This is a genomic window from Vreelandella venusta, from assembly GCF_007989605.1.
Classification (GTDB): domain Bacteria; phylum Pseudomonadota; class Gammaproteobacteria; order Pseudomonadales; family Halomonadaceae; genus Vreelandella; species Vreelandella venusta.
The window spans coordinates 119,708-133,541 of sequence record NZ_BJUL01000007.1; the positions used below are offsets into that span (position 1 = coordinate 119,708).

At 52.6% G+C, this 13,834-nt stretch carries 12 protein-coding genes; 5 read left to right on the top strand and 7 right to left on the bottom strand.

All coding sequences use genetic code 11. The features are described 5' to 3' along the window. Positions 1-361: 361 nt before the first annotated feature. From HVE01_RS09830 to HVE01_RS09845, 4 genes are all read right to left on the bottom strand, one after another. Entirely contained in the window at positions 362-859 is a 498-nt protein-coding gene (locus HVE01_RS09830; protein WP_125747274.1) for a GAF domain-containing protein, read from the bottom strand. Positions 860-1,143: 284 nt separating this feature from the next. Then, on the bottom strand, positions 1,144-2,193 hold the full coding sequence (locus tag HVE01_RS09835; protein WP_146943995.1) for a 2,3-butanediol dehydrogenase: 1,050 nt from the start codon (positions 2,191-2,193) through the stop codon (positions 1,144-1,146). A 26-nt stretch (positions 2,194-2,219) separates the two neighbouring features. Continuing rightward, positions 2,220-2,996, bottom strand: a complete 777-nt coding sequence (locus HVE01_RS09840; RefSeq protein ID WP_125747273.1) for an SDR family NAD(P)-dependent oxidoreductase — start codon at positions 2,994-2,996, stop codon at positions 2,220-2,222. A 58-nt stretch (positions 2,997-3,054) separates the two neighbouring features. Next, the gene (locus tag HVE01_RS09845) at positions 3,055-4,869 is read right to left on the bottom strand and encodes an NAD(P)/FAD-dependent oxidoreductase (RefSeq protein ID WP_125747271.1); all 1,815 of its coding nucleotides are present in this window, start codon (positions 4,867-4,869) and stop codon (positions 3,055-3,057) included. 375 nt (positions 4,870-5,244) lie between these two features. Here HVE01_RS09845 and HVE01_RS09850 point away from each other — a divergent pair, with 375 nt between their 5' ends. The 3 genes from HVE01_RS09850 (at position 5,245) to HVE01_RS09860 (ending at position 9,369) form a co-directional block, all read left to right on the top strand. After that, positions 5,245-7,230 carry a sigma-54-dependent Fis family transcriptional regulator gene (locus HVE01_RS09850; RefSeq protein ID WP_146943818.1) on the top strand — a complete coding sequence of 662 codons (1,986 nt, stop codon included), beginning with the start codon at positions 5,245-5,247 and terminating at the stop codon, positions 7,228-7,230. Positions 7,231-7,332: 102 nt separating this feature from the next. Beyond that, positions 7,333-8,187: an AAA family ATPase gene (locus HVE01_RS09855; protein WP_125747267.1), complete on the top strand. Its 855-nt coding sequence runs from the start codon at positions 7,333-7,335 to the stop codon at positions 8,185-8,187. Between the two features lie 3 nt (positions 8,188-8,190). Beyond that, entirely contained in the window at positions 8,191-9,369 is a 1,179-nt protein-coding gene (locus tag HVE01_RS09860; protein ID WP_125747265.1) for a vWA domain-containing protein, read from the top strand. Between the two features lie 111 nt (positions 9,370-9,480). Here HVE01_RS09860 and HVE01_RS09865 read toward each other — a convergent pair whose 3' ends face one another. Then, positions 9,481-10,011 (bottom strand): cytochrome b, encoded by a 531-nt coding sequence (locus HVE01_RS09865; RefSeq protein ID WP_125747263.1) that lies wholly within the window; start codon positions 10,009-10,011, stop codon positions 9,481-9,483. Between the two features lie 119 nt (positions 10,012-10,130). Next, positions 10,131-10,703 (bottom strand): hypothetical protein, encoded by a 573-nt coding sequence (locus HVE01_RS09870; protein WP_125747261.1) that lies wholly within the window; start codon positions 10,701-10,703, stop codon positions 10,131-10,133. 166 nt (positions 10,704-10,869) lie between these two features. On the opposite strand from HVE01_RS09870, the gene HVE01_RS09875 reads away from it, so the two are divergent. Then, a complete protein-coding gene (locus HVE01_RS09875) occupies positions 10,870-11,262 on the top strand; it encodes a RidA family protein (protein WP_146943820.1) in 393 nt (130 codons plus the stop codon). 20 nt (positions 11,263-11,282) lie between these two features. Here the strand turns inward: HVE01_RS09875 and HVE01_RS09880 are convergent, their stop codons facing one another. Continuing rightward, positions 11,283-12,734, bottom strand: a complete 1,452-nt coding sequence (locus HVE01_RS09880) for a cobyric acid synthase (RefSeq protein ID WP_146943822.1) — start codon at positions 12,732-12,734, stop codon at positions 11,283-11,285. Between the two features lie 177 nt (positions 12,735-12,911). On the opposite strand from HVE01_RS09880, the gene HVE01_RS09885 reads away from it, so the two are divergent. Further along, positions 12,912-13,832, top strand: coding sequence for a glutaminase (locus tag HVE01_RS09885; protein WP_125747255.1), 921 nt, complete (start codon positions 12,912-12,914; stop codon positions 13,830-13,832). Positions 13,833-13,834 lie beyond the last annotated feature (2 nt).

The window sequence follows — 13,834 nt, forward strand, 5'->3', positions numbered from 1 at the left end:
CCGTCAAGCTGAGTCGGTTATAAGCGTCAGGTACAAAGCACAGACAAAAAAAGTCCCCCGAAGGGGACCCAGGTGGAGCACGCCAGCTCACTCGGTGTATCGCTTACCAATCTCTGTTGGGGCGATGTAGCAAAGAAGGAAGAGACACCCATTTAACGCAGGAACTCTGTTCATTTGCTTCTTACCTAATACATAGCGAGCCGCGTGCCAATTTAAATTTTATCAATTAAAAACAACATCTTATTAAAAATAAATAATTAAAACTTATTGTAATGCATTGTTATCAATACCAAAGCGCACCATCTATGAGCATGGCAGGCTGGTTTTGCCTCATAACGAATCGCTCTACGATAAATTCTATTTAGCATTGTCTAGAGCAGTGCTTCGAGTATGATCGGTTGATCTCATCTTCAGCACATGCCGCTAAATCTCTTAACACCTGACGCTGCTGCTCATTTAAACGTCGTGGCACGGAGTCAATAAGACAAAACGTGCCTACCTTGAAGCCATTCGTCGTTGTCATCGGTACGCCCGCATAGAAACGTATCCCTCGATGCGCTTTTACCAGAACAAAGTCTTTAAAACGGCTGTCTTGGCTGGCATCTTCAATCTCAAAAATTCCTTCTTCCTGAATGGCATGGGCACAAAACGACTCTGTTCGACACGTTTGGGTAAGCGCGATCCCTTGTCGGGATTTAAACCATTGGCGATCTTCATCGACTAACGTTACCAGCGCAGCCTCCACACCAAAAAACTGGATCGCCAGTCGAGCAATTCTATCGAAACGCTCTTCAGGAGGGGTATCCAAAAGCGCCAGTTGGCGCAATTCCCGTAGCCTTGCTTGCTCACCCTTTACCATGGCAACACCCTCTTCTTAGGTAATGGATAGCGTCATTCATGCAGCAATGCTGCTTAAATCATTTTTATTAGTAAAATGTATGCATTAATTCAGCTTTTGTCGCTGGTTTAGCTTTTTTTACAATCACACTCAATGCCCCATAAAAAATATCTTTTTATTATCAATAAGTTATAAGAAAATCATTGTTAAACTAAAAACGTAGACTGCCGCGTCAGCAGCTACTTTTAATTTACAATCAAAAAAGGCCATCATCAGATGGCCTTGGGTCGTTACTCACAGCACCGCTAGGGCGTGACGATTATTTTCACCTGCGCCTTATCACTTAACAGCGCCTCGAATCCCTCTTCAACAATATCTGCTAGCGGAATACGCTGGGTTACCATATCTTCAGCACGGAAGTAGCCTCGCTGCATGAGTGCCATGACCGCAGGGTAAACATGGCGATAGGCAATAATGCCTTTCATGGTACGCTCTTTAATGACCAGATCGTTGGGATGGAAACTGGCCTCCCCTTCCCAAATACTGACCACGATCACTTCTCCGCCTTCGTGAGTACTATGCACCGACTGATTCAATACGGCGGGAATCCCGGTCACTTCGAACGCTACGTCAACACCACCGTTGCTCAACATGTGTAGCTTAGCCACTGCATCTTCTTGCTGCGGATCGACCACGATAGCGCCAAGCGCTTCGGCTTTCGCTTTACGTGAAGGCGCTACCTCGACGGCGTAAATTTGAGCGGCGCCTGCCGCTTTTAGTGCCTCGATGGTCATTAAGCCAATCGGGCCCGCGCCAAATACTGCTGCGCTATCCCCTGCCTTCAAGCTACTTTGACGAACGGCATGCAAAGCAACCGCCGCTGGCTCTACCAGTGCCCCTTGCTCGAAGCTGAGGTCATCCGGCAGCTTATGCACCATGTGCTCCCCCATCACGGTGAACTCCGAGAAGCCGCCGCCGCCACCGGAAAGGCCATGGAAACCCAATAGCGGCGTTAGGTTGTAGCGCTCCATCTGATAAGTACCGTTCTGGTTAGGTGACAGAATCGGTTCTATGGCGACGCGATCCCCCACTTTCACCCGGGTTACTTTGTCGCCGACCTCAACCACTTCACCAGCGAATTCGTGCCCCATGATAATCGGTGCTTGCTCACCGCTAATGGGGTGAGGCTTATCGACCGGAATAAAAATCGGCCCAGCGGCGTATTCATGCAAATCGCTACCACAAATACCACACGCCGCCACCTTAACTTTTACCTCATGAGGGCCGTTAATCGTCGGTATCGGCATTTGCTCTACACGGAGATCTTTCGCCGCATACCAAACCGCTGCCTGCATAGTGCTCTTTTCGTCGTTGCTATAGGTCACAGAGAGAATCCCCCATCTACGGCAATTGCTTGCCCAGTTACGTGTTCGGCGCAAGCCAGATAGACCACCAGCTGCCCCATGTCCTCAGGCGTTTGCGCTTCGCCCTGAGGCAGTAAGGTTTTTTGATGTCTCTCCCAGGAGGCCTGCTCAGTTTCCCCCTCTTCACGCCATCTCCCAGCAAGACCATCTTCTCCCCGCCACATACCAGTGCCGACAACCCCTGGGCATAGCGCATTGACTGTCACGCCATCGGATGCGACTTCCTTAGCGACAGCATTGGTAAAGCCAATGACCGCAAACTTAGAAGCGGAATAATGGGAAAGATTAGGAAACCCAACCTTGCCAGCGATGGAAGAGACGTTGACTATCCGCCCATATCGGCGTGGCCGCATGACTTCTAACTCAGCCTGTGTACACAGAAATGTACCTTTAGCATTGACCGCCATAACACGGTCCCACTCCTGCGCAGACAGCTCCTCAACCGAATGAATGCTGATAATTCCTGCGTTATTGACAGCAATATCTAGTTGCCCGAAATATTCTTGCACCGCCTGTATCAGCATATTCACCGACTCGGAGGACGAAACATCGACCTGTAGCGCAATACTACGACGGCCAAGCGCTTCGACCTTAGCAGTCGTTTCTTCTGCAATTTTAATATCCAAGTCGGCGACGGCCACATCCGCACCAGCTTTTGCCAGTGCCATCGCAATACCCTGACCTATGCCACGCCCTCCGCCAGTGACTAATGCTGTCTTTCCATTCAATTGCATGAGCGTCTCTCCTCTTTAATTAATTGAACCGAGTCGGTATACCGACTCGCATAAACGCTCAGCCCAAGTGATGAACTGGCTGCAGGCCATAGACAGGGGTATCTAGCCCTTCCATGCGTGCTTTTAACTGCAGCGCTAAATAACGTGAGTAGTGCCGCGACTGGTGTAGGTTGCCGCCATGGAACCACAGTGCCTCTTGCTGAGTGGGCTTCCACATATTGCGCAGCTCTCCTTCCCATGGACCCGGGTCTTTGGTGGTGTCGGAACCTAGCCCCCAGCACTTGCCGACTTTATCGGCCACTTCTTGAGAAATAAGCCGCGCCGCCCAGCCATTCATCGAGCCATAGCCGGTGGCATAAACGATCAAGTCAGCATCAAGCTCGCTGCCATCGGTAAGCGTGATGGAGTGCGGGTTAATTCGTTCAATGCCCACGCCGCTGCGCAGCTTGATGTCGCCACTGGCCACTAGGTCACAGGCTCCCACATCGATGTAATAGCCTGAACCGCGGCGCAAATATTTCAAAAACAGCCCGGATTCATCGTCACCGAAATCGAGCATAAAGCCTGCGCTCTCAAGCTTTTGGTAAAACTCGGCGTCACGCTTTTTAATCGCTTCAAAAGCAGGGCGCTGAAAATCCGGTAATACTTTGTACGGAATCGAGGCAAACACTAAATCGGCTTTCTCATGGGTTAATCCATTCGCCACAGCCTCTTCCGAATAAAGCGGTCCCAGCACCTCCTCCATCAATGAATCCGACTTCACAATATGAGTAGATGAGCGCTGCAGCATAGTGACATCAGCATCGTGCTCCCATAACGCGGCGGCAATGTCATGAGCCGAGTTATTAGAGCCTACGATGACGCACTTCTTACCTTTGTAGGCATCCGGCCCCGGATGCTGGCTAGAGTGCTGCTGTTCGCCTGCAAAATTTTCCGCTCCTGGGAATTTAGGCACATTGGGCATTCCAGACATACCGGTAGCCATTACCAGTTGCTTGGGCCGTAGCGTGATCTCTTCGCCGTTGCGCTTAACCTTAACTACCCACTCACCTGCGGCTTCGTCGTAGCTAGCATTCTGACACTCGGTGGAACTCCAATAATTGAGCTCCATCACTTTTGTGTACATTTCCAGCCAATCACCCACTTTGTCTTTCGGGGCGAATACCGGCCAGTTATCTGGGAAAGGGATATAGGGAAGGTGGTCGTACCACACTGGATCGTGCAAGCAGAGTGACTTATAGCGCTTACGCCAAGAGTCTCCCGCGCGCTCGTTGCGCTCAATGATGATCGTTGGCACACCCAGTTGCCTGAGCCGTGCGCCTAAACCAATACCACCCTGGCCACCGCCAATAATCACGCAGTAAGGCTGCTGGGTATAGCCTAGCTCTGCTTCTTCACGCTCCCGTGACTCCAACCACGTTTCACGCTGCTTATTGGCACCGTGCTCAGCTCCTTTGGGACGATGGTGATTGCACTGCTCAGGGTAGTCGTTCAGTGCTTGCATGGTAGTTAACAACGTCCAGCACTTGCCTTCTTTAAGGCGCAAATAGCCTTTACCGCGGGCAACCGCTGTATTGAAATTAAACCACGCATCGTAGATATCGCCGTTTTCAGTGGCCTCGCCTTCTAACTGCCAGTCCGTAGGCTGTGCGTTATTGAGCGTGGCATTGAGCATGGCCTGAATTTCATCTTTGCCTTCACAGGTTTTTAAATTCCAGGTAAACGTAAGAAAGTCACGCCAGTAGCACTCGTCTCCAAACAGCGACAGTACTCGCTCAATATCCTGGGTTTGAAGGGCAGTATCGAAATCCTGCAGCCACGCTTGAACAGTCTCCGTGGGGGTTTGCTGGACTTGTGCCGTTATCTTTGACATAGCGGGTACTCCATGTGCATTTGTTATTGTTGAGTTAACTGTGATGCACCCAACCCTAAGCAGCTACCGTGCCAAACAGCCCGAAAAGCACATCAACAAGCTGAAAAATAAACAAAAAATACAGCCTTAATGAGGTACAAGGCAGTGATAAGGCGTAGCGAGGGTCTTTTGCCATGGGTGGCAAAAGTAGCGCCCTCGCCTAGCCTTTTCACGTACTGAGTAACCAATAGGGAGTCATGTACACCTGTCACGCTGTTTACAGCTAAACGTTACAGGTGTAACGCACGACTAACGGCGTAAGCAGACCACGTTGACTCTGGGGGTAAAGCGCATAGGCTGAAAGAACAATAACGACAGCGCCCAACGAGTAACGCCATGCTGCACTCCACGTTTGCACCTACACGGCTTCAATCTGAACAACGTCAACATATCGAGCATATTTTTCAGCTCGGTGAAGGACTCGATACACCCAGCTTGCCTGCGCAGGCCCCCATTCGTCGCTCCTGGCTGCGCTGCCTGAACGAGTATCAGCTAGACCCCACTCATCCACGCCCTGCACGGGTCGTGCCGCAGCAAACATTGATTGAGCACCGCGAGTCTGTTGATGAGTTACTGCATGTCGCCCGCGCCGGGGTCGATCAGCTTTACGGCCAAATAGCGCAGCTTGGCTACGTACTACTCGTCACCGACCACCGCGGTATTACCGTTGAGTTTCGTGGCGACCCCAACCAGGACCAGCAATTACGCAAAGCAGGCCTCTACCTAGGGGCAGACTGGGATGAACGCTTTGCTGGCACCTGTGCTGTTGGCACCTGTTTGCATGATCGTCAAGCCATCATCTGCCACCGCCAAGAACACTTCGATGCATCCCATATCTCGCTGACCTGCACCGCTGCTCCTATTGCAGACCCTCAGGGTAATGTGATGGCTGTGTTAGACATTTCCGCGCTGCAGTCGCCTACCCAGCACGAAAGCCAGAATTTCAGCCTATCGCTGGTAACGCTTTATGCGCGCATGATTGAGGATGCCTATTTTCTGCAGCGCTACCGCGACTGCCTGATGGTGCGTTTAGATACCTCGCGGGAATTTGTCCACGTCAACGGGCGTGGTTTGATCGCTATTGAAGAGAATGGACAGGTCATCGCTGCTAACGCCGTAGGCCGCGAGCTAATCGCCGAACACCAGCATCGCTGGCCCCCTTGGTCGGCAAATCACACTCCTATGCTGGGTGAGCTATTCGAGTGTGAGATCGCCGATATACTCAGTATTAATAGCGGTACTGATGATCAATTGCGTGCCTTCCGCGCTCGCGCCAGCAACACCATCCACTTTATAAGTCTGCTAGAACCCCGCCGCCCCCGCATGGCGCAACGGGCAACACCGCTTTCTTCTGAGCTGCCGGCCCCCTTAGCCCGGCTGGGTGCCGACGACCCTGCGATGCGCAAAGTGCAAAAACTAGCCGACCGCTTGCGCAATGAAGCTAACGTGAACGTACTGATTAGCGGCGAAACCGGCACCGGCAAAGAGGTCGTTGCACGGGCGCTTCACGAAAGCGGCAACCGCGCCAAACAACCGTTTATTGCCGTCAACTGTGCAGCCATTCCCGAGTCACTGATTGAAAGCGAACTGTTTGGTTACGAACCAGGCGCCTTCACCGGCGGCCGCTCAAAAGGGATGCGCGGGCTTATTCCACAGGCCCATGGAGGCACGCTGTTTTTAGACGAAATCGGTGATATGCCGTTAGCGCTGCAAACCCGACTGTTGCGCGTGCTGGCCGAACGGGAAGTCATGCCGCTGGGGGCTAACACGCCAGTTAAAATCGATATTCGCGTTATTACAGCCACCCATCGCCATATCGAAGAAATGATCCAGCAAGGGGAATTCCGCGAAGACCTCTATTACCGGCTCAACGGTGCTCAGCTGCGACTGCCCGCGCTACGCGAACGCGCCGATAAACTGTTTGTTATTCGCCGCGTGTTTGAAGACGTCGCTGCCGAGCGCGCCACGCAAATATCGCCGCGCCTGCGCGCGGATGCCATCAGTGCGCTACTCGCGTACTCATGGCCCGGCAATATTCGTCAGCTCAAAAATGCCCTCGCCTTTGCCCTCGCCACCTCAGAAAGTGACGAAATAACCGTTCACGACCTGCCAGAGCAGTGCCTTAGTCAACGTATTACTCACAACGCAACAGCTCAACTTGACACAAACGCCAATGAGCCACTTTCAAATTCGCTTATCCACCGACTCAAGCAGCATCACTGGAATATCAGCGCGGTTGCCCGTGAACTAGGCGTTTCGCGTCCCACGGTATACCGGCAAATGCAGCGCCAGGGGATTGTGCCCCCCAACAGGCAGGACTGAAAGCCCAACGCGCTATCGTCGAGTTGGCCTTGGGGTTTACCCTCACGTACACTTGTTTGAATCTATTTTTATAAACTCGTTTCGACAAGCCGAGGCTCTCCCATGGCGTTTGACTCAACCTCCTCTTACATTGCCACTGATGCGCTCAAACAGGCAGTCAATGCTGCCGTTGTGCTGCAGCGCCCACTGCTGATCAAAGGCGAACCCGGTACCGGTAAAACACTGCTGGCCGAAGAGCTTGCTGAATCCCTGGGCACTAAGCTAATCACCTGGCATATCAAGTCCAGCACCAAAGCCGCCCAGGGACTTTATGAGTATGATGCCGTCAGCCGCCTACGCGATTCCCAGCTGGGCGTTGAAGGGGTGGAAAATGTCGGTAACTACATCAAACCTGGCAAGCTGTGGGAAGCCTTCACCGCGGGCGAGCGCGTGGTGCTGCTGATTGATGAAATCGACAAAGCGGATATCGAGTTTCCCAACGACCTGCTGCAAGAGCTGGATCGTATGGAGTTTCATGTTTATGAAACCGGTGAGACCATTCGCGCCGAACAACGCCCAATTATCGTGATCACTTCGAATAATGAAAAAGAGCTGCCCGACGCTTTCCTGCGTCGCTGCTTTTTCCATTACATCGAATTCCCCGATCGCGAAACTATGCAGGCGATTGTGGATGTTCACTTCCCGGATATCGCCCCCAGGCTGGTCGGCGAAGCCTTGGAAGTGTTTTTCGATCTGCGCAACGCCCCAGGGCTCAAGAAAAAACCCTCTACCTCAGAGCTGGTGGATTGGCTCAAGCTGCTAATGGCCGACGAACTGGCCCAGGAAGCGCTCTATCACCGCGACCCGGCCAAAGCTCTGCCGCCGATGGCAGGCGCGCTGGTTAAAAACGAGCAGGACACTCACCTACTAGAACGCCTGGCGTTTATGATGCGTCGCCAAAAGAGTACGGGGCGCTAAGCCATGTTTATTGGTCTGTTTGATGCCCTCAAACGTGCCGGTGTGCCCGTTTCTCTACGCGAATTACTTGATCTTCACGCCGTGGCCGAACGCGGCGTCGTGTTTGCCGATATGGAAGCGTTTTATCAAGTGGCGCGTACTGTCATGGTCAAAGATGAGCGCTACTTTGACCGCTTTGACCGCGCCTTTGCCGCCTGGTTTAAAGGCCTTGAAGACATGGATTCGGCAATTGAGGCGCTCATTCCCGATGAGTGGCTACGGCGCGAATTTGAAAAACAGCTCAGCGACGAAGAGAAAGCTAAAATTGAATCACTGGGTGGTCTTGAAGAGCTGATCGAGACCTTTAAAAAACGCCTGGAAGAGCAAAAAGAGCGCCACGCGGGTGGCAACAAGTGGATTGGCACGGGTGGCACCAGCCCTTTTGGGGCGTATGGTTACAACCCTGAAGGGATACGTATTGGCCAGGATGGTTCGCGCCACCGTCGCGCAACCAAGGTTTGGGACGAGCGGCGTTTTCGCGATTACGATGACTCGCTTGAGCTGGGCACCCGCAATATCAAAATGGCCTTACGGCGGCTACGCAAGTTCGCCCGTCAAGGAGCGCTGGACGAGTTTGATGTGGACAGCACCATCCGCGAAACTGCACGGGATGCGGGGCTACTCAATATCCAAATGCGCCCCGAACGCCATAATGCGGTTAAGGTGCTGCTGTTTTTGGACGTCGGCGGGTCGATGGATGATCATATTCGCGTCTGCGAAGAGTTGTTCTCAGCGGCACGCTCCGAATTCAAACACTTGGAACATTACTACTTCCACAACTGCCTCTACGAAGGGGTTTGGCGTAATAATATGCGTCGGGGGAACGAGCGCATCCCAACCATGGATGTGTTGCACACCTACGGGGCAGACTATCAGGTAGTGGTTGTCGGTGATGCCGCCATGTCGCCTTACGAAGTCACTCATTCGGGTGGCAGCGTGGAACACTTCAATGATGAACCCGGAGGCGTGTGGCTAAAACGTTTGGCTGACACGTTTCCACGCTTGGCATGGTTAAACCCCATGCCACCCCGTGCCTGGGAGTACACCTACTCGACCCAGTTAATTCGTGACGTAATCGATGACCGCATGTACCCCATGACCATGGAGGGCCTGGAGACAGCGATGCGCGAGTTAGCTAAGTAGTAATTCATCGCAAGGAACGGCATTACCATTGCATCTGAAATGGTAATCAAAAAAGCGGCGCGTTCGGTGGAACGCGCCGCTTTTGCACACCTAATCGACTAGCTTATCTCACTAAGCCATGCGTGAAAGCACATCATGGTTGGTCAATTTACGGTGCAAAATTGCCATCACCACATGCCCCACACTCAGCGCCAGCAGTGCCCAACCAAGTTCGCCATGCAGCAAACCGCCAAGCTCTGTCATCCAGGCAATTTTTTCACCATCAAAGCCTGGCATTAGGTTAACCCCAAATACATCCAGCGCACGACCTGAACCATACTGACGAATCAGCGCAATCGTGGGCACCGCAATCATCAAACCATACAGTGCCAAGTGCCCCAATTTTGCCATTACACTAACTGACGCCGGGCGACGCGAAGCGTTAATTAGCGCCCAGGTGCCTCGCACGACAACAAGCACCAAGAGCGTAACGCCCACTTGGCTATGAGTCCCCCATAAAAAAGACTCAAGCGGAGTGTCTTCGAAAAACAGCCGCGCTGCAGCACTGCTGAATTGCCATACAAATAATAGTGCCATCCCCCAGTGAAGCAGGCGGCTGACTATCCCATAGCGTTTATTAGTATCCATCATTGCTAGCGCCATACGCTTTTCCCTTTAAGTAAAGATCAAACATGCCGCTATTTTACCCAGGAAAACAGACAACATCATGACACCAGCGTGCAAGTTTGTTGCATAAAATGGAACGCCGCGTTGTTTTTAGCCTACAGCGTGGTCGGAAAGTTGTTTAAACCTGACAAAAAAGCCTCTTTGGCCTCAGTAAATGCAGCGGGGTCATGCTTAAATCGACGCAGTATTAGCGCTTCATCAAGGCTCAAGGTCGCTGTCAGGTCACTACTCTGCTTAGCAGGGTGGCGAGCGCCTAAACCAATGCGTTGCCCCTTTCGTTGCCCCTGCGCACCATCAAACCAGCGCTTAAACCCGCACTGCTGATAGAACGCTTCTTGGGTGGCATCACTTACCTCAACGCGCAGCGGGGCTTTGAGGCTTAACTCACTGATTAAACGCGCTTTAGCACCATCAACAAATTCGCAAGCGTGGGTTACCGTCATCCCCTCGCCAGCCTCATCCAGCACCAGTAAGACTAGTGCCAGGGGTTTACCATCGCCATCGACACCCGCCAACAGACGGGCTGCCTCTTGGTCAAACAGTACGTTTTTCGTTCCGGTAAAAACCACCAGCGGCGTTAACCCAGCTTGCTGACCGTAGACCTTGGCACACAAGGTTGCCAAACACGCATCACGCGGGGCGCTCTGGCTAATATGAACTACCTTCATTACGCTCTCTCATGAGAATTTAAAATCACAACAACGGGGAAACCTTAAAAGTTGGCCAGCCTAGAGCAACGCTCTCGATAGCACCACCTCTGCTTCCAAAGGAACTACACGCTAGTGGTAGAGTCGCACCCATCACCACCCGCTTATTTGTCGCTAAGGAAAGCCAATGCCACAGTATATCGACGATCCCACGTTACCCAAACCAAGTTTCCCTGGTAGTCACATGGTTATCGATGACCATTATGTGTTTATTTCAGGGCTGACGGTTACGGACCTCTCTAACGGCAAAGCCACCCGTGGAGATGTCAAAGAAGAAACCAGACTTGTCATGCGCGAGCTTGAACGCATGCTAAAACAAGAGGGTGGCAGTCTAGCGGATATTGTTAGAGTTGACATTCATCTCGCTGACATAAAGCAGATCAATGCATTAGACAGTATCTACGCGGAGTTTTTTGAACCAGGCCGCTACCCAGCCCGCACCTGCACCGAGTCACCAAATATTTGCGGGGGCAGCACCGTCGAAATCACTTTGATGGCAAAGCGCCCGCCGCAAGAATAAACACTCTGCATTCTGGGCGCTTAATGCGCCCTTACCATCGCCAACACCGCATCAATATCCAAGTGCGCTTCCAGCGTATCAGCCAGTCGCTCCAGCGCTTGCTCGCGGTGGGCGCGATAATCGACGGGTGCCGCACTTTCTAGCCCTAACGCAGTCAGCAACGCTTGGCAGGCTTCAGGATGGTCAAACAAGCCATGCAAGTAAGTGCCCATCACTTGGCCATCGATACTGATAGCACCATCCACGTGGCTACCTAAATCAAACAACGGCCGGTTGAGTGCAGCTCCGTTGCTCACACCATTGTGAATTTCGTAGCCCGTCACTGCCGCTTCTTGCCCGACCATAACGCCGCTAACATTGCGCAACTGCTTGCCCGCGACCATTTTCGTGGATACCTGCAGCAGCCCCAAGCCTGCTACCTTCCCAGGCGCGCCTTCCAAGCCGTCCGGGTCATCTATCCACTCACCTAGCATTTGAAAACCACCACAAATCCCCAGCACTTTTCCGCCGTAGCGCAAATGGCGAGCAATCGCGTCTCTCCAGCCCTGGCGCGTTAACCAGGCTAAATCGCTGGCGGTGCTTTTGCTCCCCGGCAGTATCATTACATCAGCAGGTGGAATCGGTTGATCTGGCCCTACAAAGGTAAGCGATACCTGAGGGTGTAAGCGCAGTGGATCAAAATCCGTATGATTGCTGATACGCGGCAGCGCGGGAACAATCACTTTAAGGGTGTGATTGGCTTTCTCAGCGTGAACCCGACCAATGCTATCTTCAGCATCCAGCAGTAGGCTCTGCAAGTAGGGCAAGGTGCCAAGAACTGGCTTGCCAGTATAGGTCTCTAACCACTCAAGCCCTGGTTCCAGCAGCGCAATATCGCCCCGGAAACGGTTAATAATAAAGCCTTTCGTGCGTGCTTGTTCGCTGTCGCTTAGTAGTGCCAGCGTTCCTACTAGCTGAGCGAACACACCGCCGCGGTCAATATCGCCTACTAACAAAACCGGACAGTCGGCAGCTTCAGCAAAGCCCATATTAGCGATATCGCCTTTACGCAGATTGATTTCCGCCGGACTGCCCGCGCCTTCGGCAATAATCACATCAAAGCGGCTTTCCAAGGCCTGCCACGCCGCCATAACGCTCTCTTTCGCTGTGCGCTTAAACGCGTGGTAATCCAGTGCATCCATATGACCATGCACTTTACCGCGTAAAATTACTTGGGCTCCGCGATCCGTCTCCGGCTTTAATAGCACCGGGTTCATATCGCTATGGGGAGCCACACCTGCCGCCTGGGCCTGTAACGCAGTGGAACGGCCAATCTCACCGCCATCACTGGTCACGGCGCTATTCAGTGCCATGTTCTGAGGCTTAAATGGCGCGACTGAAATACCACGGCGCTTTAACACGCGACAAAGCCCAGCAACCACCGTGCTTTTGCCTGCATCCGAGGTAGTTCCCTGAATCATTAATGTGGTCATGCCCGTCGGCCCTTGCTGAAAGTAGCCAAACTTTAGCCGCCGAACAGATAGTTAGCAACGAACAAGACTTTTCAAAAACGTGCATAGGCCATGGCATTTCGGTATCGACCGTTAGCAGACAAGCCTGCTAATTTCCGCTAGGGTAGCGCCCCACGCTGCCAAACGAACTCGTATGACATGCAAGAGTTACTCAATAAGATTGCCGCCGAGCTGGCCCTTGAAACCGAGCGAGGCAAAGTTGCTGACTATATTCCTCAGCTTGCCCATGTGGACCCCAGCCAATTTGCCATCAGTTTAGCTACGGTAGACGGCCAACGCTTCTCTGCGGGCTGCGCCACCACACCGTTCTCAATCCAGAGCATTTCTAAAGTTTTTACGCTAACCATTGCGCTAGGAAAATGGGGTGATGGGCTGTGGTCGCGGGTGGGGCGTGAGCCTTCTGGCGATCCGTTCAACTCTATCGTGCAGCTTGAGCATGAAAGCGGTAAACCGCGCAATCCGTTTATTAATGCGGGGGCGATTGCGATTGTTGATGCCATCATGATGGGGCACGAGCCTAAAGAGACACTGGCGGAAATTCTGAGCTTTGTGCGCTATATCGCCGACGATAACAGTATCTGCTTTGACCATCAGGTAGCGGCTTCGGAAATGCAGCACAAAGACCGCAATGCTTCTCTGGCGCATTTTATGAAAGCCTTTGGTCGCCTACGCCACGATGTCGACAAAGTGCTTGGCACCTACTTTCACCAGTGCGCGATTGCCATGAGCTGCGAACAGCTGGCTCACGCCGGACTGTTTTTGGCATCGGACGGTGTCAACCGGCCAAGTGATTTACGTGTGGTATCGCCCCAACGAGCGCGACGGATTAATTCATTGATGATGATGTGCGGCCACTACGATGCGTCGGGGGAGTTTGCGTTTCGCGTTGGCCTGCCCGGAAAAAGTGGCGTTGGCGGTGGAATTTTGGCTATTGCACCTGGGCGCGGTTCGCTTGCCGTCTGGTCACCGGGGTTGGATAAATACGGCAATAGCCTACTGGGCACTCGTGCCCTGGAAATGTTTGCCCAACAAACTGGTTGGTCGGTCTTTGGACACTAAAT